This window comes from Bradyrhizobium sp. SZCCT0231, from assembly GCF_018130245.1.
GTDB lineage: Bacteria > Pseudomonadota > Alphaproteobacteria > Rhizobiales > Xanthobacteraceae > Bradyrhizobium > Bradyrhizobium japonicum_F.
This window is the reverse complement of sequence record NZ_JAFCKP010000028.1, coordinates 1-18569: the sequence shown is the minus strand read 5'-3', so window position 1 is coordinate 18569 and position 18569 is coordinate 1. Positions and strand designations below refer to the sequence as shown.

The 18569-nt window shown below is 65.5% G+C and carries 16 protein-coding genes; 2 read left to right on the top strand and 14 right to left on the bottom strand.

Features of this window, described 5'->3' with window-relative positions; translation table 11 throughout:
• Window positions 1-60: 60 nt before the first annotated feature.
• The 11 genes from JQ566_RS32980 to JQ566_RS32930 all read right to left on the bottom strand — a co-directional run bounded on the left by JQ566_RS32980 (window position 61) and on the right by JQ566_RS32930 (window position 11219).
• Window positions 61-423: a hypothetical protein gene (locus tag JQ566_RS32980; protein ID WP_212380164.1), complete on the bottom strand. Its 363-nt coding sequence runs from the start codon at window positions 421-423 to the stop codon at window positions 61-63.
• A gap of 119 nt (window positions 424-542) precedes the next feature.
• Entirely contained in the window at window positions 543-1874 is a 1332-nt protein-coding gene (serS, locus tag JQ566_RS32975; protein ID WP_212380163.1) for a serine--tRNA ligase, read from the bottom strand.
• Window positions 1875-2011: 137 nt separating this feature from the next.
• The gene (gene tatC / locus JQ566_RS32970; RefSeq protein ID WP_212380162.1) at window positions 2012-2824 is read right to left on the bottom strand and encodes a twin-arginine translocase subunit TatC; all 813 of its coding nucleotides are present in this window, start codon (window positions 2822-2824) and stop codon (window positions 2012-2014) included.
• Window positions 2821-3348 (bottom strand): Sec-independent protein translocase protein TatB, encoded by a 528-nt coding sequence (gene tatB, locus JQ566_RS32965; RefSeq protein ID WP_212380161.1) that lies wholly within the window; start codon window positions 3346-3348, stop codon window positions 2821-2823. The genes tatC and tatB overlap by 4 nt, the downstream gene beginning before the upstream one ends.
• 87 nt (window positions 3349-3435) lie before the next feature.
• Window positions 3436-3669, bottom strand: a complete 234-nt coding sequence (locus JQ566_RS32960) for a twin-arginine translocase TatA/TatE family subunit (RefSeq protein ID WP_018642198.1) — start codon at window positions 3667-3669, stop codon at window positions 3436-3438.
• 165 nt (window positions 3670-3834) lie between these two features.
• A complete protein-coding gene (scpB, locus tag JQ566_RS32955; protein ID WP_212380160.1) occupies window positions 3835-4587 on the bottom strand; it encodes an SMC-Scp complex subunit ScpB in 753 nt (250 codons plus the stop codon).
• 21 nt (window positions 4588-4608) lie between these two features.
• Window positions 4609-5448 (bottom strand): segregation and condensation protein A, encoded by an 840-nt coding sequence (locus JQ566_RS32950; protein ID WP_212380159.1) that lies wholly within the window; start codon window positions 5446-5448, stop codon window positions 4609-4611.
• Window positions 5445-6473 carry a beta-N-acetylhexosaminidase gene (nagZ, locus tag JQ566_RS32945; RefSeq protein WP_212380158.1) on the bottom strand — a complete coding sequence of 343 codons (1029 nt, stop codon included), beginning with the start codon at window positions 6471-6473 and terminating at the stop codon, window positions 5445-5447. Before nagZ ends, JQ566_RS32950 begins: the two co-directional genes overlap by 4 nt.
• A 46-nt stretch (window positions 6474-6519) precedes the next feature.
• Complete coding sequence (locus JQ566_RS32940) at window positions 6520-8070, bottom strand: SPOR domain-containing protein (RefSeq protein ID WP_212380157.1); 1551 nt, start codon at window positions 8068-8070, stop codon at window positions 6520-6522.
• A 140-nt stretch (window positions 8071-8210) separates the two neighbouring features.
• The gene (argS, locus tag JQ566_RS32935) at window positions 8211-10001 is read right to left on the bottom strand and encodes an arginine--tRNA ligase (protein ID WP_212380156.1); all 1791 of its coding nucleotides are present in this window, start codon (window positions 9999-10001) and stop codon (window positions 8211-8213) included.
• A gap of 9 nt (window positions 10002-10010) precedes the next feature.
• The gene (locus JQ566_RS32930; protein ID WP_212380155.1) at window positions 10011-11219 is read right to left on the bottom strand and encodes a deoxyguanosinetriphosphate triphosphohydrolase; all 1209 of its coding nucleotides are present in this window, start codon (window positions 11217-11219) and stop codon (window positions 10011-10013) included.
• Window positions 11220-11342: 123 nt separating this feature from the next.
• Between JQ566_RS32930 and erpA the strand changes: the two genes are divergently transcribed.
• Window positions 11343-11672: an iron-sulfur cluster insertion protein ErpA gene (erpA, locus tag JQ566_RS32925; RefSeq protein ID WP_024342679.1), complete on the top strand. Its 330-nt coding sequence runs from the start codon at window positions 11343-11345 to the stop codon at window positions 11670-11672.
• A gap of 99 nt (window positions 11673-11771) precedes the next feature.
• On the opposite strand, the gene JQ566_RS32920 is transcribed toward erpA, so the two are convergent.
• Entirely contained in the window at window positions 11772-14102 is a 2331-nt protein-coding gene (locus JQ566_RS32920; protein ID WP_212380154.1) for a hybrid sensor histidine kinase/response regulator, read from the bottom strand.
• Between the two features lie 134 nt (window positions 14103-14236).
• On the opposite strand from JQ566_RS32920, the gene xth reads away from it, so the two are divergent.
• Window positions 14237-15034, top strand: coding sequence for an exodeoxyribonuclease III (xth, locus tag JQ566_RS32915; protein ID WP_212380153.1), 798 nt, complete (start codon window positions 14237-14239; stop codon window positions 15032-15034).
• A 15-nt stretch (window positions 15035-15049) separates the two neighbouring features.
• Here the strand turns inward: xth and JQ566_RS32910 are convergent, their stop codons facing one another.
• Together JQ566_RS32910 and ilvD are read right to left on the bottom strand one after the other, a co-directional pair.
• Window positions 15050-15877, bottom strand: a complete 828-nt coding sequence (locus JQ566_RS32910; protein WP_212380152.1) for a tetratricopeptide repeat protein — start codon at window positions 15875-15877, stop codon at window positions 15050-15052.
• Window positions 15864-17585 carry a dihydroxy-acid dehydratase gene (gene ilvD / locus JQ566_RS32905; protein ID WP_212380151.1) on the bottom strand — a complete coding sequence of 574 codons (1722 nt, stop codon included), beginning with the start codon at window positions 17583-17585 and terminating at the stop codon, window positions 15864-15866. Before ilvD ends, JQ566_RS32910 begins: the two co-directional genes overlap by 14 nt.
• Window positions 17586-18569 lie beyond the last annotated feature (984 nt).

Sequence of the window (18569 nt, the reverse complement as noted above, 5' to 3'; positions counted from 1 at the left end):
GTGACCGATCAGGCAAACCGGACGATTGCGGTCCGGCGGCAGGTTCCCGGCCTGGTCCCGCTAGCGGCGGATGCGCCATTGCGGCAGGAAGCGCGCGAGCCGGCCCTCCGCACGCAATTGCATCGCCGGCACGACCGGATTCACGACGGGAGCCTCGATCACACCGAGCGCCGCCAGCTGAGCGACGAACGGGTCGGAGCCCGGCGCTTGCGGGAAGCGTTGCCGCGCCACCGCCAGCGCCTTGTCGAAGTCCGCTGCATTGACTCCGGGCTTGGCCCGTCGGCTCTGCACGAGATCGTCGTCCCAGAGCCGCGCGATCTCGATGTCGAGCACGCCACGCAGGCGCTGATCGATGGCCTGAATGCCGGCACCCGTCACCGCCCATTGTCGACCGACCCAGAAGATGTCGCGGTGCAAGGCCATGAGGGGAGGGTTCGCGTTGAGGGGCCGGCAGGATAGCCGGCCGCCCGATCTTCGCAACGCGATTCTCGTCATGCCGCGTTTTCGGACGCGAACCGGTGCCCACTTCGCGGGAAAACGCTTTAGTCGCGCGCGATCACCTTCAGCCCGCCCATATAGGGCTGGAGCACGCTGGGGACCGCGATCGAGCCGTCCTCCTGCTGATAGGTCTCCATCACCGCGATCAGCGCGCGGCCGACTGCGGTGCCGGAGCCGTTCAGTGTGTGCACGAAGCGCGGCTTGCCGTCGGGCCCGCGCGAGCGCGCATCCATGCGCCGCGCCTGGAAGTCGCCGCAGACCGAGCAGCTCGAGATCTCCCGGAACATGCCGCCCTCGCCCTGCCCGGGCATCCAGACCTCGATGTCGTAGGTTTTTTGCGACGAGAAGCCCATATCCCCTGCGCAGAGCGTCATCACGCGATAATGCAGGTCGAGCTTCTGCAACACCTGCTCGGCGCAGGACAGCATCCGCTCCAGCTCGTCCTTGCTCGCCTCCGGCGTCGTGATCGAGACCAGCTCGACCTTGGTGAACTGGTGCTGGCGGATCATGCCGCGGGTGTCGCGCCCCGCCGCACCCGCCTCGGCGCGGAAGCACGGCGTCAGCGCCGTGAGGCGCATCGGCAATTGCTTCTCGTCGAGGATGGATTCGCGCACGAGATTGGTGAGCGAGACTTCGGCGGTGGGGATCAGGCCGAGGCGCTCGGTCTTCAACCGCTCATGGTCGGGCGAGGCGAGCAGCTCGCCCTTGATCGCCCAGAACTGGTCGTCCTCGAACTTCGGCAGTTGCCCGGTACCGAACATCACCTCGTTGCGCACCAGCAGCGGCGGATTGATCTCCGTGTAGCCGTGCTCGGTCGTGTGCAGGTCGAGCATGAACTGGCCGATCGCACGCTCGAGCCGCGCCAGCCCCTTCTTCAGCACGACGAAGCGCGCGCCGGAAAGCTTTGCCGCCGCTTCGAAATCCATGTAGCCGAGCGCGGTGCCGAGATCGTCATGCAGCTTCGGCGCGAAGCTGTAGTTGCGCCTGTTGCCAAACACGTGGTGCTGCACGTTGCCGTGCTCGTCGACGCCGTCGGGCACGTCGTCGAACGGAATGTTCGGGATCGCGGACAGCTCTTTCGTCAGCTCATCGTCGGCGGCTTTCGCAGCCGCTTCGAGCTCCGGCATCGTGGTCTTGAGCTCGGCGACTTCGGCCATCAGCTTGGCCGCACGCGCCTCGTCCTTCGCTTTCTTGGCGTCGCCGATTTCCTTCGAGGCCGCATTGCGCCGCGCCTGTGCCTGCTCGGAGGCCAGGATCGCGGCACGCCGCCTCTCGTCGATCGCCAGCAGCGAGGCCGACATCGGCTTCAAGCCGCGCCGAGCGAGGCCGGCGTCGAAGGCTTGCGGATTGTCGCGGATCGATTTGATGTCGTGCATGGCTGTTTTCCCGTCATGGCCGGGTTTATCCCGGCCATCCACGTGTCTGCCGCCTTAGATCAAGTCGTGGATGCCCGGGTCAAGCCCGGGCATGACGAATCATGGGCTGAGCAGTGCGATGATAAAGCGAAAGTGCCCTACTCCGCCGGATTGGCCGGCGTCGAAACGTCGGTGCCCGTGGCAGCCTGCGAGGCCGCCGCCTTCTTCTCCACCATCCCAACCGCAATGATCGAGCCCTCGTACAGCGCCATCAGGGGGATCGCGAGCGAGCACTGGCTGAGCACGTCGGGCGGCGTCAGCACGGCCGCGATCACGAAGGCGATCACGATGAAATAGCGCCGCTTCTCGCGCAGCATTTTCGAGGTCACGATGCCGATGCGGCCGAGCAGCGTCAGGATCACCGGGAGCTGGAAAGCGATGCCGAAGGCGAAGATCAGCGACATCATCAGCGACAGATATTCGCCGACCTTGGGCAGCAGCTGGATCTGCGCCGTCTCGTCGCTGCCGGCCTGCTGCATGCCGAGCGAGAAGCGCACCAGCATCGGCAGCACGACGAAATAGACCAGCGCGGCACCCAGCACGAAGAAGAACGGGGTCGCGACCAGATATGGCAGGAAGGCCTGCTTCTCGTGCTTGTAGAGCCCGGGCGCGACGAACTTGTAGATCTGCGTCGCGACGATCGGGAACGAGATGAAGCCGGCGCCGAACAGCGCGAGCTTGAGCTGGGTGATGAAATATTCCAGCAGCGCGGTGTAGATGAACTTGGAATTCTCGGGCCCTGCGACCCACACGAACGGCCAGACCAGCACGTTGTAGATCTGCTTGGCAAAGAAGAAGCAGAAGATGAAGGCCACGCCAAAGCCGAGCAACGCCTTGATCAGCCGCGAGCGCAGCTCGATCAAATGGTCCATCAGCGGGGCTTTGCTGGCCTCGATATCGGCGTCCGTCATGACGCTTTGGCGTCCTTGATCGCCTCGGGTGGCGCGGTGTCCTGCGCGACCTTTGCCTGCTCGACCTCACGGGTGATGGCGAGCGGCTCGTTCACGGCCGCATGCGCCTCGGCCTCGACGAAGGTCGCGGGCGTCGGCGCTTCCGGAGTCGTTGGCATGACCGGCGCTTCACTTGAAGTCGCCGGCGCTTCGCTTGAAGTCGCCGGCGGTTCGATGGCCGGCGTTTCGGCCGGCTTGTCCAGCGCATCGACGCGGAGCGCGTCGCTGACGTCCTTCTGGAGCGAGGTCAACGGATTGAATCCAGTGGCGGCTTCCTTGACCTCGTCGAAGCTCTTCTTGAGGTCGGCCATCTCGGCCTCGCGCATCGCCTCCTGGAACTGGCCCTGGAATTCGGCGGCCATCTTGCGGGCCTTGCCCATCCACTGCCCGACCATGCGCAGCACGCCCGGCAGCTCTTTCGGGCCGATGGCGATCAGGGCCACGACCCCGATGAGGACCAGTTCACTCCACCCGATGTCGAACATGAGGTCTTCCGTTCACGCCAGCCGGAGCCGGCCCAATCCTCGCGCGCAGGATCGGGGCCGCTACCCGTGTCTCGCGTGCTCTCTGGCTCAGACGGCCTTGCTGCCGACGTCGGATCGTGCCGCGGTCGGCGCAGCATTGTGCTCGATCGACTTGGCCGGCTCGGGCTTCTCGGCAGGCTTGTCGTCGTCCTGCATGCCCTTCTTGAACGCCTTGATGCCCTGCGCCACGTCGCCCATCAGATCCGAAATCTTGCCGCGGCCGAACAGCAGCAGGACCACTGCGATCACCAAGATCCAGTGCCAAATGCTGAGTGAACCCATCCTGCAACCCTCCAAACGCGTGTGGCCGGGGACCCGGCCGATCTTCACCGAAACCTAGGCTTGGCAGGGCTCAAAAACAAGGACCAAGGCAGCGCCAATTCGCTGTCGGCGCTACGCAATCTTGCTAGTGTTAACCGGTCGCAGGGCCCCGTAGACGAACGGGCGTCACGCCTCGCTACCGCCCTCGCCGCCGCCCTCGTTGCCGCCTTCAGGCGTCTCGGGCTCGACCGCAGGCGCCAGCGCAAGATCGAGGTCCTCGCCCGGTTCCAGCGGATCCTCATCCTCGCGCAGGGCCGGGTCATCGGACGGCGTCGGCACGCTAAATCCGGTAGGCAGACGCGAATCCAACAGGCCCGTGCCCTTCAGCTCTTCCAGGCCCGGCAGGTCGCCGAGCTGTTCCAGGGTGAATTGCGACAGGAAGTCCTCGGTGGTTCCGAAGGTGAGCGGACGGCCCGGCGTCTTGCGGCGGCCACGCGGCTTGATCCAGCCGGTCTCCAGCAGCACGTCGAGCGTGCCCTTTGAGGTGACGACGCCGCGGATCTCCTCGATCTCGGCCCGCGTCACCGGCTGGTGATAGGCGATGATCGCCAGCACCTCGATCGCGGCACGCGACAGGCGCCGGGTCTCGGTGCTCTCCCGCGTCATCAGCCAGGCCAGATCGCCGGCAGTGCGGAACGTCCATTTGTTGGCGACACGGACGAGGTTGACGCCACGTGAGGCATAATCGGCCTGCAATTGCTCGAGCGCAGCCTTGACGTCGACGCCTTCGGGCATGCGCTTGGCCAGCGTCGCGGTATCCAGCGGCTCACTCGACGCGAACAGCAGCGCTTCCAGCAGCCGTAGTTCTTCGGGACGTGCCTGGATCTCGTTCTCCATCGGCTCGGCCTCTTCTACCCGCACTTCAGCCAGGCTTGCCATGGCAGATTCTCCTTCTTGCACTTAAGCGACCGGCGCGTCGGGCGCAGGAGCTGCGTCCGGGACCGGCTTGTGGCGCCCCTTCCGGAAATAGATCGGCGCAAACGCCTCTTTCTGATTCAGCTCGAGCTGACCTTCGCGCACCAGCTCGAGCGCGGCGGCAAAGCTCGAGGCGAACACCGTCGCGCGCTGCGTCGGGTCGGCGACATGCCGGATCAGGAAGTCGTCGAGAACACCCCAATCGTCCTGCTCGGTGATGCTGCCGACCAGCCGCTCCAGCGTGGCGCGCGCTTCGGCGAGCGACCACACCGTGCGTTTGGCCAGATGCACGCTCGCCAGCACGCGCGACTGGCGCTGCGCGGCGTAGGCGGTGAGCAGGTCGTAGAGCGTCGCGGTGTACTTCGGATGCTTGATCTCGGCGATCTGCTCGGGCTCGCCGCGCGGGAAGATGTCGCGCTGCAATTGCGGCCTGTTCATGAGCCGGTTGGCGGCTTCGCGAATGGCTTCCAGCCGGCGCAGGCGGTTGGCGAGCGCAGTGGCCATCTGCTCCGCGCTCGGGCCTTCTGCACTCGGCGGCTCCGGCAGCAGCAGGCGCGACTTCAGGAAGGCAAGCCAGGCCGCCATGACGAGGTAGTCAGCCGCAAGCTCCAGCCGGATCTTTCGCGCGGCCTCGATGAAGTGGAGGTACTGGTCGGCCAGCGCCAGGATCGAAATCTTGGCGAGGTCGACCTTCTGCTGCCGGGCCAGCGCGAGCAAGAGGTCGAGCGGGCCTTCATAGCCCTCGACGTCCACCACCAACGCCGGCTCACCCTCGGCGAGCTCTGCAGGCCGCCCGGTTTCAAACGATAGGATTTCTGCGGTCATGCCGATGCCGTGTTTGCCCGTGCGATCAATGCGTCCAGCTCAGTGCGTGCGGCCACGCGGTCGAATGGCTGCGGCGGCTTGCGTGCGGCGAGCGCGGCTTTCGCCCGCTCCAGTGCCCGGCCGGACAGTTCAGGTGTCTGGCCGGCGACGTCGCGCATCTCCTCGATGTTGCCGTTGCAATGCAGCGCCACGTCGCAGCCGGCCGCGAAGATGGCGCGGGTCCGCTCGGCGATATTCCCCGACAGCGCGTTCATCGACACGTCATCACTCATTAACAAACCCTGGAACCCGATTACGCCGCGAATCACGTCAGCAATCATTGTCGCAGATGTCGTCGCCGGATGGGCGGGGTCGACTGCGCTAAACACAACATGTGCAGTCATGGCCATCGGCAAATCGGCGAGCGGCTTGAATGCCGCAAAATCGGTGCGTTCCAGCTCGTTCCGGGGCGTATCGACGGTCGGCAGCTTGAAATGGGTATCGGCAGTTGCCCGGCCATGTCCGGGAATGTGCTTGAGGACCGGCAGCACGCCGCCCTGCTCCAGGCCCTCGGTGACCGCGCGGGCAATCGCCGCGACCTTGCCCGGCTCCGTGCCGTAGGCCCGGTTGCCGATGACTGCGTCGGCGCCCGGCACCGGCACGTCAGCTAGCGGCAGGCAATCCACGGTAATGCCGAGTTCGGCAAGATCGGCTGCGATCAGGCGGGCACTGAGGCGGGCGGCACTGAGCCCGAGCGCCGAATCAGTGTCGTACAAATTCGCGAATACAGCCCCCGGCGGATAGACCGGCCAGTGCGGCGGGCCCAGCCGCTGCACCCGTCCGCCCTCTTGATCGATCAAGACAGGCGCGTCGGCCGCACCCACCACGGCCCGCAATTCCGCAACCAGTGCAGCAACTTGAGCCGGTGTCGCGACGTTGCGCTTGAAGAGAATGAAGCCCCATGGGCGCTGGGCACGGATAAACTCCCGCTCGGCGGCGGTCAGTTCCGTTCCGGATACGCCGGTAATGAAGGCCCGCGTGCTCATAACGGCCGATTAACCCTGCCCCGCCGGGGGGTCAAGGAAACGGCCGTTAATTCCTCTGGACGAAGCAGGCGGACAGGCCTGCGGACTTCAGGCTGTTGCAAGCCTGCGTCGCCTCCTCGGCCGAAGCGTAGGGCCCGGCGAAGGCGCGGTACACGATTCCCTTGCCCTTGTCGGTCAGATCGACCCGCTTGATCACCGGCGAACGGGAGCCGAGCACGCTGCCGTACTTGCTCTGAAGCACCCGGTAGGACGCGGCGGCGCTGTCCTCACTCTGTTGTGAGGAGACCTGCACGATGTAGCCGCCGCCGCTGCTGCTGGGCGCGATTTGCGTCGGGTTGGTGGCAGCCATCCGCTGCGGCGGCTCGGCCGTCGCTCCCGATTGCGGGGCGAGCGAAAGGGGCTGGTTGACGCTGGCATTGGCCGAGGTCGGCGGATTGCGCGGCGCGGCCGGCGGCGGCGGAGCGGGTGCGGCAACAGGCTTCGGCGCCGCGATCGTCGGCTTGGCGGCGGCCGATTGCGGCACGGCGCTGTCGGTCTGATCGCCCTTCACGGCTACGGTCCTGACAGGGCGCGGCGAATTGTTCGGCAGCGTGCCGTTGCTCGGACCCGCGCTCGGCGGCGGCACCGCAGACGGCGATACGCTGGCCACTGACGGCGGGTTCGCATTCTGGTTCAGCGGCGGGAAGACGACGCGAGGCCCGCCCGCCCTGGCATTGACGTCGACGGGCACCTCCTCGCGCGGCACGATCTTTTCAGTGCCGTCACCACTGACCATGCGGTCCGGCACCTTGGCCGCGGAGTCCGTCGGCGCCGGCACGATCTTGGTCGGCGTGTTGTCGGCCTTGATGATCGGCGGTTCGCCGCTGCGGGGCGAGCCGATATAGGTCTTGTAGGCGAAGGCCGCCCCGGTGCCGACCACGGCAAGCGCCAGGATCGCCGCGACCGTCATCATGCCGCCGCGCCGCTTCCTCGGCTCCTCGACTTCTTCCTCGGGATAGTCGCTCTGGTACGCGTAAGGGTCGTCCGGGTAGGCCGGCTCGCGCTGATAGTCCTGCTCGCCTGTCTCCAGCCGGCCGTAGAGCGCATCGTCGTAGCGCGACGGATCGGGCTGCGCGTACGGCTCCTGATAGGCCTGCTCCTGATAGGCTTGGCCATGCTGCTGGTAGGGCTGATCCTGAAAACCTTGATCCTGATAAGCCTGCGGCTGATGAACATCAGGCTCGGGCACGGCAGGCTTGGCTGAATAGCGATGCAACGGATGCACCGGGCTGACCGAGACAGGATAGTCAGGCTCCGGCGCGGGCGCCGGCTGCGGCTGCACGTTGGCGCGCCGCATCCATGAGGGCGGCCCCGGCGGCGGGGCCTGCTCGGCGTAGTCCTGCTGATCATCGTCCCGGCGATAATCGTCTTCACGATAGCTCCGGGCGGGCGCCGCCGGCGGACGCGCAGTCGGCTGCCCCTGCGCTGCGAACGGATCGGTCTGTCCGATCAAACGGGCGAGCTCGGCCAAGGGATCATTTTCCGCCTTCCCATGCTGATCGCCACCGCGACCATAGTCATCGGAAGGAAACGGTCTGTCCTGATATCGTTCGGCCATCGTGATGATGCGTCCCTTCGGGAAAGCCGCGCGCCCCTCGACCAAGGCACGGCTTTCAACCCACAAGGCTTTCAACCAAGTCTAAGCGATCCGGCTTCTGCCGGTTACCCCCGAATTCCCCTTAAGTAGTTCGCCCCAAACTACCGCATCTCGTCCGGAGCATGGACGCCGAGGATGGCGAGGCCCGATGCCAGAACCGAGACGACGCCCTGGACCATGGCCAGTCGCGCCTTTGTAAGATCTGCATCATTATTGATAATGAAGCGTAAATAGGGCAAATCGCGCCCCTTCGTCCAAAGTGCATGAAATTCGCTGGCTAAATCATAGAGATAAAAGGCAATTCGGTGCGGCTCGTGGGCCGCGGCGGCCGCTTCCAACATGCGCGGATAAATTGCGAGACGCTTGAGAAGATCGAGTTCCACGGGGTCCGACAGCCGCTCGACCGCCGACTCAGCGAGCCAAGCGATGCGCTTGTCGGTATCGCCGGGCAGTTCCGGGAACACTTCGGCCCGCGCATTGCGGAAGATCGAGTGACCGCGGGCGTGACCGTACTGGACGTAGAACACCGGGTTGTCGCGTGACTGTTCCATGACCTTGGCGAGGTCGAAGTCGAGCACCGCGTCGTTCTTGCGGTAAAGCATCATGAAGCGGACGGCGTCCTGGCCGACCTCATCCACCACCTCACGCAAGGTGACGAAGTCCCCGCTCCGCTTCGACATTTTCACCGGCTCGCCGTTGCGCAGCAGCTTCACGAGCTGGACGATCTTGACGTCGAGCGAGCCCTTGCCCGAGGTCGTCGCCTTCACCGCCGCCTGCATCCGCTTGATGTAGCCGCCATGATCGGCGCCCCAGACGTCGATCATCTCGGCGAAGCCGCGGTCGAACTTGTTCTTGTGGTAGGCGATGTCGGAAGCGAAGTAGGTGTAGGAATTGTCCGACTTGATCAGCGGACGATCGACGTCGTCGCCGTAGGCGGTCGCCTTGAACAGCAGCTGCTCGCGGTCTTCCCAATCCTCGACCGGCGCGCCCTTCGGCGGCGGCAGACGGCCCTCGTAGATGTCGCCCTTGGCGCGCAGGAAGTCGATGGTCTCGGCAACCTTGTTGTTGCCGGTCTCGATCAGCGAGCGCTCCGAGAAGAACACGTCGTGGCGGATGTTGAGCGCGGCGAGATCGTCCTTGATCTCATCCATCATCATCGCGATCGCCTTGGCACGCGCGGTCGGCAGCCACTCCGCCTCGCTCTTCGCGAGCAGCTTGTCGCCGTGCTCCTTCGCCAGCGCCTCACCCACCGGCTTGAGGTAGTCGCCGGGATAGAGGCCTTCGGGAATGGCACCGATGTCCTCGCCGAGCGCCTCGCGATATCTCAGGAAGGCCGAGCGCGCGAGCACGTCGACCTGCGCGCCCGCATCGTTGATGTAGTATTCCCGGGTGACGTCGTGGCCAGCGAACTGGAGCAGGCTCGCCAGCGCGTCGCCGAACACGGCGCCGCGGCAATGGCCGACATGCATCGGTCCGGTCGGATTGGCCGAGACGTATTCGACATTGACCTTGGAGCCGCCGCGGACGCGGCCGTAATCGGCGCCCTCGCGCAGCACCGTCCGCAGCGCCTCGGCCCAGGCGGCCGGCTCCAGCGTCAGATTGATGAAGCCGGGACCCGCGACATCGACCTTGGCGATCAGCGCATCCGTGCGCAGCCGCTCGGCGATCTGCTCGGCGAGCTCACGCGACTTTGCCTTTGCCTCTTTCGCAAGCACCATGGCGGCGTTGGTCGCCATGTCGCCATGGGAGGCATCGCGCGGCGGCTCGACCACCACGCGGGAGAAATCGATGCCCTCCGGCCAATTGGCGTCCGCCGCGAGCGCGCGGCAGGCGGCGTGCACGCGCGCGAGCACGTCGGCGAACAGATGCAGGGATGAAGATGTGTCGGGCATGGCCGCCGCCTAACGCAAATCCGGGGTCGAGTCAAAGAGCCGCTGGTGCTCGGTCAGGGCGAAACGGTCGGTCATTCCGGCAATGAAATTGCCGATCCGGCGTGCCCGGTCGCCCTTATCGTCCGCCTCCGCCCCCAGCAGCCATTCCGGCGGCAGCTCGCCGGGGGATTTCAGGTATTTTGCGAACAGGTCGAACAGGATCTGCTCCGCCTCCCGCATCACCCGCATCACCCGTGCGTGGCGGTACATGTGCTGGTACAGGAAGGTCTTGATGGCAGCCTCTTCCTCCGCGACCTCGGCGGGGAACGCGATCAGCGCCCGGCTCTGCCGGCGTACGTCCTGGGCCGATTGCGGCTTGGTGGCGGCAAGGTTCTTCTGCGCCTCCGCAAACACCGCACCGATCAGGTGCGAGATCAGCTCGCGCACCAGCTCGGCACCGCGGCGGACGTCTTCGAGATCCGGATAATGCGTAGTGATTCCGGCGATGATCTCCGCGGTCAGCGGCATCGCCTTGAGATCGTCGAGATGGAACAGGCCGGCGCGCAGGCCGTCGTCGATGTCGTGGGCGTCATAGGCGATGTCGTCGGCGATCGCGGCGACCTGCGCCTCCAGTGAAGCGAAGCTCCACAATTCGAGGTCGTAGGTCTTGATGTAGTCGGCGATGCCGACGGGAATGCCGTGCTCGCGATAGCGCCCGACCGGCGCGCCGCTGCGGTCAGCCAGCGGGCCGTTGTGCTTGACGATGCCCTCCAGCGATTCCCAGGTCAGGTTGAGCCCATCGAACTCGGGATAGCGGTGCTCGAGCGAAGCCACGACGCGGAGCGTCTGGGCATTATGGTCGAAGCCGCCAAATTCCTTCAGGCAGGCGTCCAACGCCCGCTCCCCGGCATGCCCGAACGGCGGATGACCGAGATCGTGCGCGAGCGCGAGGGTTTCGGTGAGGTCCTCGTCCAGCCCGAGCTGCCGGGCCAGCGCGCGGGCGATCTGCGCCACCTCCAGGGAATGGGTCAGCCGGGTGCGGTAGTGGTCGCCCTCGTGGAACACGAACACCTGGGTCTTGTACTTCAGGCGGCGGAACGCGGTGGAATGGATCACCCGGTCGCAATCCCGCCGGAACGGGCTGCGGGTCCGGCTCGGGGGCTCGGCGACCAGCCGGCCGCGGCTGCGATCGGGGTCGCAGGCATAGGGCGCGCGGGGGGCTGCCATTCCGACGGACACGGCGAATTTAGTCCCTATCCATTTGATTCTGCGTATGGTGGCACTTAACTATGTCAGGCGCGGGATACCAAATGAATTGGGCAAGTGAACTTGGTATGACCGCGGGACTATCGGAGACCAGCAATGACGACTGCCGTGACCATCAGCGACCGGGCCGCACGCCGGATTGGGGAGATCCTCAAGGGCGAAGGTTCTGGCGCGATGCTGCGCATCTCGGTCGAGGGCGGCGGCTGCTCCGGCTTCCAGTACAAGTTCGACATCGACCGTGCCCGCACCGACGACGATCTCGTGATCGAGCAGGACAACGCGGTGGTGCTGGTTGATTCCGCCTCGCAGCCGTTCCTGGCGGGCTCGCAGGTCGATTTCGTCGACGACCTGATCGGCGCCTCGTTCCGCGTCAACAATCCGAACGCGACCGCGTCCTGCGGCTGCGGGACGAGCTTTTCGGTCTGAGCGGCGAGAGCCCGCTCCGATGGAATCGGAACGGGCTCTAGATTCTAGTTTGAGGCGTTTTCGTTACGCGAACCGGTATCCACTTCGCTCGAAAACGCTCTACGCGCCCGTTATCTGCCTTTCCTCGTCCGTCCACTCCACGTCGCCCGGCATCAGGCCCGGCTGGAGCGGCGCGTCCTCGGACCAGAGGTGGCCGTCCAGCGCGCGCAGCAAGGCCGCGACCAGCGCCGGCTTGCGCAGCGGCTTGGCGAGGAAGTCCGACATGCCGGCCTCGCGGCAGATCTTGACGTCCTCGGGGAAGGCATTGGCGGTGAGCGCGATGATCGGCAAGGCTTCGAAGCGCCCGCCTCGTGCACGGATCGCACGGGTGGCAGCAAGTCCGTCCATGTCGGGCATGCGCACGTCCATCAGCACGACGTCGTAATTGCCCTCGGATGCCGCCGCGACGGCCTCGGCGCCATCGGCGACGACGCGCAGCTCGACGTCGAACGATCCTAACATCTTGCTCACGACCATGCGGTTGACGGCATCGTCCTCCGCGACCAGCACCTTCAGCGGCCGGTCGAGCCCGGCGATGCGGGCTTTCAGCTCCTCCGCCTCGTCACGCCCGGCAGCCGCATCGGACGCCTGCGCCTGGCTCCAGGGCAGCACCAGCGTGAAGCGGAAGGTCGAGCCCTCGCCCGGCGTCGAGGTAACGCCGATCGTGCCGCCCATCTGCTCGATGATGCGCCTGCTGATCGCAAGGCCGAGGCCGGTGCCGCCGAAGCGGCGGCTGATCGAGGCGTCGGCCTGGGCGAAGTCGCTGAACAGCAGACCGAGCTTTTCCGGGGCGATGCCGATGCCGCTGTCGGTCACCGTCCATTCGACGGTCGCCAGCAGGTCGCGGCGCGCCTGGCAGATGGCTGATATCGTCACCTCGCCGTCGTCGGTGAACTTCACCGCATTGGACGCGAGGTTGAGCAGCACCTGGCGAATGCGCGCGACGTCGCCGCGCAGCGTCGGCGGCAGGTTCGGATCGAGCTCGAGCTCGACCGCGAGCCCTTTGCCCTTGGCGCTCGCCCGCACCACGGTCGCAACCGTCTCGACCAGCGCCTGCGGGGCGAAGTCGATCACCTCGAACTGGAAGCGGCCAGCCTCGAGCTTGGACAGGTCGAGAATGTCGTTGAGGATGCGCTGGAGATTGTCGCCGGACTCGCGGATCGTGGTGACGGCTTCGCGCTGCTCCGGATCAAGCTTGGTTTCGAGCAGCATGCTGGCAAGCCCGAGCACGCCGTTCATCGGCGTGCGGATCTCGTGACTCATCACCGCCAGGAAGTCCGACTTGGCGCGGCTCTCGGCCTCGGCCTTTTCCGCGCGCCAACGTTCGGTCACGTCGCGGCTGAAGCCGCGATAGCCGAGGAACTGTCCTTCGCGATCATAGGCCGGCTTCGCCGTCAGCGACCACAACCGCGCCTCGCCGCCGGCGACGACCTTGAGATTCATCTCATGCAGCGGCTCGGCCTGCTCCATCAGGCCGACGATGTTGTAGGCCGCCGTCTTATCCTCGGGGCACAGCATGTCGAGCACGTCGGCGAACAGCGATCCTTTCAGCAGCGGAAGCGGCAGCTGCGCGACGTCCGCGAAGCGTTGGGGCACGTCGATCAGATGCCCGTCGGCATCGGTCTGCCACAGCCAATCGCTGGCGTTCTCCTGAAAGTCCTTCAACAGCAGCGAGATGATCTCGGTCTGGCGCTCGAGCTCGAGCTGGGCCTTGAGATTGCCGAGAAACAGATTGCCCTGCGAGACGATGTTGCGCGCCATGAAAAACGCGAACAGCAGCAGGAACACCGCGGTCACCAGATATGGCCCGGTGCCGCATAAGAGCAGCGCGCCGGCGCAGGCGACGGTCATGGTGGCGAGATAGACGAGGCCTGCGCGCGGAAAGGTCGAGAGCGTGAAGGCCCCGCCTGACATCATGCCGACCATCAGGCAGGCCAGGATCAGTTGGCTGGTCGGCTCGATGCGGCTGAACAAGGCGAGCGGCAGCGTGCTCCAGATCGCGGCGAGGAAAAATGCCTGCCGCAGCATCTGCCGCGCCGCGCGGGGCGAAGCCTCTTGCGGCGGGTTCTGATGCGACTTGTGCCACGCGCGCACCGCGAGCGAGGCGGTGGCCGCGAGCGTCAGGCCCCAGATCGCGAGGAAGTCGTTCCAGCCCCTGCCCCAGAACAGGATCAGCACGATGGCGACGTTCAGCATCGTCACCGCCATCGTCACCGGGATCAGCCGGGTCACGGCGTCGATCTGCTTGGCGCGGATGCGGCCGATCTCGCGCTCGCTGAGATCGGCAGTCAGACCGTCCTCGATCTCGAAGCCGCCGAGCCAATACAGGAACGCGCCGATCAGGCCGTCACGCGGCTGAGTTCGCTTCATCGACTTGTCCGGCCAGCCCATCCGTGGAACCTTTTGACGATCAATGGCCTGCCGCCTGCTTAGACCGGGTTAATTTTGTGGGAGATTTTGCGACGTCCTTGACGGGCGCGTTTGCAGTTTGTTCTAACCATGGCCCCTGCCCGGAGCCCGCCGACATGCCCATCAGAGTAGCCACCTGGAACGTGAACTCGGTCCGGCAGCGGATCGATCTGCTCCTGACCTGGCTGAGGGAGTGCCAGCCCGACATCGTTTGCCTGCAGGAGATCAAATGCGTCGACGAGGCCTTTCCGCGGCTGGAGATCGAGGCGCTGGGCTACAACGTGGTGACCCACGGGCAGAAGACGTTCAACGGCGTCGCCCTGCTCTCGAAGCTCCGCTTCGACGAGACCAAGTCGGGGCTCGCCGGCGACGACGAGGATACGCATGCCCGCTTCCTCGAAGGCGTGGTGACGCTCAAGTCCGGCGTGATGCGCATCGCCTGCCTTTACCTGCCCAACGGCAATCCGGTCGGCACCGACAAATATCCCTACAAGCTCAAATGGATGTCGCGGCTTCTTGAATATTCGAAGGAGCGCCTCAAGGCGGAGGAGCCGCTGATCCTCGCAGGCGACTTCAACGTCATCCCGCATGCCCGCGACGTCTCCAATCCGGCCGCCTGGACCGAGGACGCCCTGTTCAAGACGGAGACGCGGGAGAGCTTCCAATCCCTGCTCGGCCTCGGCCTCACCGACGCCTTGCGGGCCGTCACCGACGAGGCCGGCCTCTACACCTTCTGGGACTATCAGGCCGGGGCCTGGCAGAAGAACCAGGGCCTGCGGATCGACCATCTCTTGCTGTCGCCGCAGGCCAGCGACCGGCTCGCCAATGTCGGCATCGACAGCTATGTGCGCGGCTGGGAGAAGCCCTCGGACCACGTACCGGTGTGGGCGGATCTGGATCTGGAGGCGGCGTGAAGCCGCCTCAGCCGGTCACTCCCGGCGGCCTTGCACCCACTGCTCCAGCATTTGCAGGCACATGGCGCGGTCATCGTCGGAAGCCTTGGCGAAGGCGCGGTTATAGCTTTCCTTGATCCAGACCTCCTCCGGACCTGCGCTGTCGCGCGCCAGGGTCAGCCACATCAGGCCACGCGCGGCCTGCCGCGGCAGGCGGTCGCCGTTGAACAGCATCTGGCCGAGCAGCGCCTGGGCCTGGTGCTGGCCCTTCTGCGCGGCGAGGCCGAGCCAGCGCGCACCGTAGCGGAAGTCCTCGCGCGAGGCGTCCGGCGTCTTCAGGTACAGACGGGCGAGGTCGTACTGCGCGTCCGCGTTGCCGAAATAGGATGCAGCATAGGAGAACATCTCCCGCGCGCGGTCCGGATCGGCCTTGATCTTCGAGTTCGGAATGCCGGCCAGATAGTAGCGGCCGAGCGCGACGAAGGCGTTGGCCACGATCTGCGCCTGGGGCGCCGACGGGCTGTCCTCGGCATGCGCGTTGGCGATCCGGCTGAAATATTCGAAGGCACGCAAATCGTCCTGGGCGACGCCGTCGCCATTGGCGTACATGCGGCCGAGCTTCCACTGCGCGATGGGGTGGCCACCCTCGGCAGCATATTGCAGGGCGCTGAGCGAGGTTTCCTGGGTTGCGACCGCCGGCGGAACCTTGGTGCGCACCGCACCCGCCGCGCCGGGCAAGGTGGTCACGACCGGGATGGTCGCGTCCTTCGGATTGACCGGCGCGCCGTCGAAAGCGAACGCCGGCGCGGCCAGCGCAGCCGCCCCCAACACAAACGCAACTATGGCACGCCTAGATGTCCGCATAGCACTGTTTCTCGTGCGCGCCGCCCGGATGGGTCACTGCCCCCCCGACCGCTGGTCCAACCTGCTGAGCATATTTCCAGAGCGCACCCGACGTGTGGTTAGTCGCGCGGGCGCTCCATTTGGTTTTGCGCTGGGCGAGCTCGGCGTCGCTCAATTTTACGTTAAGGGTACCGGCGACCGCGTCGATCTCGATGATGTCGCCGTCCTCGAGCAGCCCGATCGGGCCGCCGATCGCCGCCTCCGGCCCGACATGGCCGATGCAGAAGCCGCGGGTGGCGCCGGAGAAGCGGCCGTCGGTGATGAGCGCGATCTTACCGCCCATGCCCTGGCCGGTCAGCGCTGCCGTGGTCTGGAGCATTTCCCGCATGCCGGGACCGCCCTTCGGCCCCTCGTAGCGGATCACGATGACTTCGCCTTCGCGGTAGGTGCGGTTCTGGACCGCCTCGAAAGCATCCTCCTCACGGTCGAAGCACCTGGCTGGACCGGTAAACCTGAGGTTGGACATTCCCGCGACTTTCACGATCGCACCTTCTGGCGCCAAATTACCCTTCAGACCGACCACACCGCCTGTCACGGTGATGGGCTTGTCTGCCGGGTGCACCACGTCCTGGTGCGGATTCCATTTCACGCTCTTGAGGTTTTCGGCGATCGTGCGGCCCGTGACGGTAAGGCAATCACCGTGTAGGAAGCCGTTGTCGAGCAGCGTCTTCATCAGAAGCGGTATGCCACCTACTTCAAACATGTCTTTGGCGACATAACGGCCGCCCGGCTTCAAATCCGCGACATATGGTGTCTTTTTGAAGATTTCGGCGACGTCGAACAGGTCGAACTTGATGCCAACCTCATGCGCGATCGCCGGCAGGTGCAGCGCAGCATTGGTCGAGCCGCCGGACGCCGCGACCACGGCAGCCGCATTCTCCAGCGCCTTGCGGGTCACGATGTCGCGCGGCCGGATGTTGTCGGCGATCAGGTCCATCACCTTCTCGCCCGCGGTCATGCAGAAGGCGTCGCGAATCTCATAGGGTGCCGGGGCACCGGCCGAGTACGGCAACGCGAGGCCGATCGCCTCGGAAACGGTCGCCATGGTGTTGGCGGTGAACTGCGCGCCGCAGGCACCCGCCGAGGGGCAGGCCACGCGCTCGATCTCGTCGAGGTCCTCGTCCGACATGGCGCCGACCGAGTGCTTGCCGACGGCCTCGAACATGTCCTGCACGGTGACCTGCTGCCCGCGGAAGTTGCCGGGCAGGATCGAGCCGCCGTAGATGAAGATCGAGGGCACGTTGAGGCGGACCATCGCCATCATCATGCCCGGCAGCGACTTGTCGCAGCCGGCAAGGCCGACCAGCGCGTCATAGGCGTGGCCGCGCACGGTCAGCTCGACCGAATCGGCGATGCATTCGCGTGACGGCAGCGACGAGCGCATGCCGTCATGGCCCATGGCGATGCCGTCGGTCACGGTGATGGTGCAGAATTCGCGCGGCGTGCCGCCGGCCGATGCCACGCCCTTCTTCACCGCCTGCGCCTGGCGCATCAGGGCGATGTTGCAGGGAGCGGCCTCGTTCCAGCATGAGGCGACGCCGACGAAGGGCTGGTGGATCTGCTCGGTGGTCAGACCCATGGCGTAGAAGTAGGAGCGATGAGGCGCGCGCGCAGGGCCTTCCGTCACGTGACGGCTCGGCAGCCTCTGCTTGTCAATCTTCGCGACCATCGCAACCAGTTTCCCCGGCCAACCCTTTCAGACCCGAAAAATCAGAGCCAAGATTTGAATCGACCTTGGGATTTTCTCGTCGCCTTCGAAGACCGCCGCTGCCTCTTAAAACATTAGAGTGATTTTATTCATGATCGGGTGTGGCCAAAAAGCGGCGGTGATGCGAACCGCCGGTGATGAGGGTTAAATCGGAACCGAGTGTTGCGCAGACGGCACAATCGTTACCGGGAAGACACGGATTTGCCTACTGCGATACCTCGCGAAGATGACAAGCCACAACCTGAGATTTTTCAGTAAGCGCAGAACATCCGATCTGGAACGACGGACGGGCACACCGGAAGTGAGTCGCCGGCGGCCCCTCGCGGAGCGAGGTGCATCGCTCGTGTCCCGGAAAAGCTGCAACGCCATAGCGCGTTGAAGACGCGCGTAAACGCGCTTACGGCGTTGCGGCGCAGAGCCGGGACCCAGGCAACACGGCAATTGCGGATAGATGGGCCCCGGCTCGGCAGCACATCGTCGAAGGGACGATGCGCTGCGTCCGGGGCACGAGAGCAAAGTGTAGCACTCTCTCTCCAAGTCGTCATTGCGAGCGCAGTCACGGAGTATGAGGCGATGGCTTGGCCTCCAACCACCACTGTCATTCCCCGCGACCCGGCTACGCCAAGGCTTCGCCGCGGTTGAGGCCTAGGGGCGCCGAAGCTTCAGCGTAGGCGGCAGGCGGGGAATCCAGTACGCCGCGGCCTCTCGATTGAATCACTACCGTCTCGGAGTACTGGATCGCCCGCCTTCGCGGGCGATGACACCGAGTGTGGGGCTGCAGACATGCCTTGACATCCTCGCGGCTCAATTCGCCCGAGCTTTGCTTGATCTCGCCGCCCTCTTGTCCAAGAGGGCGCAGGGAAGGCCGCATAGGCGTTAAGGTAGCGCAGGCATGGATTGATACCGACGTTTTCGGGGAGGCTCGCGCAGGTGCCGCCCAAGCGC

Excerpts from the sequence above, each read along its gene's own strand:
- JQ566_RS32980 (WP_212380164.1), bottom strand. The coding sequence starts at position 423 with ATGGCCTTGCACCGCGACATCTTCTGGGTCGGTCGACAATGGGCGGTG.
- serS (WP_212380163.1), bottom strand. The coding sequence starts at position 1,874 with ATGCACGACATCAAATCGATCCGCGACAATCCGCAAGCCTTCGACGCC.
- tatC (WP_212380162.1), bottom strand. The coding sequence starts at position 2,824 with ATGACGGACGCCGATATCGAGGCCAGCAAAGCCCCGCTGATGGACCAT.
- tatB (WP_212380161.1), bottom strand. The coding sequence starts at position 3,348 with ATGTTCGACATCGGGTGGAGTGAACTGGTCCTCATCGGGGTCGTGGCC.
- JQ566_RS32960 (WP_018642198.1), bottom strand. The coding sequence starts at position 3,669 with ATGGGTTCACTCAGCATTTGGCACTGGATCTTGGTGATCGCAGTGGTC.
- scpB (WP_212380160.1), bottom strand. The coding sequence starts at position 4,587 with ATGGCAAGCCTGGCTGAAGTGCGGGTAGAAGAGGCCGAGCCGATGGAG.
- JQ566_RS32950 (WP_212380159.1), bottom strand. The coding sequence starts at position 5,448 with ATGACCGCAGAAATCCTATCGTTTGAAACCGGGCGGCCTGCAGAGCTC.
- nagZ (WP_212380158.1), bottom strand. The coding sequence starts at position 6,473 with ATGAGCACGCGGGCCTTCATTACCGGCGTATCCGGAACGGAACTGACC.
- JQ566_RS32940 (WP_212380157.1), bottom strand. The coding sequence starts at position 8,070 with ATGGCCGAACGATATCAGGACAGACCGTTTCCTTCCGATGACTATGGT.
- argS (WP_212380156.1), bottom strand. The coding sequence starts at position 10,001 with ATGCCCGACACATCTTCATCCCTGCATCTGTTCGCCGACGTGCTCGCG.
- erpA (WP_024342679.1), top strand. The coding sequence starts at position 11,343 with ATGACGACTGCCGTGACCATCAGCGACCGGGCCGCACGCCGGATTGGG.
- JQ566_RS32920 (WP_212380154.1), bottom strand. The coding sequence starts at position 14,102 with ATGGGCTGGCCGGACAAGTCGATGAAGCGAACTCAGCCGCGTGACGGC.
- xth (WP_212380153.1), top strand. The coding sequence starts at position 14,237 with ATGCCCATCAGAGTAGCCACCTGGAACGTGAACTCGGTCCGGCAGCGG.
- JQ566_RS32910 (WP_212380152.1), bottom strand. The coding sequence starts at position 15,877 with ATGCGGACATCTAGGCGTGCCATAGTTGCGTTTGTGTTGGGGGCGGCT.
- ilvD (WP_212380151.1), bottom strand. The coding sequence starts at position 17,585 with ATGGTCGCGAAGATTGACAAGCAGAGGCTGCCGAGCCGTCACGTGACG.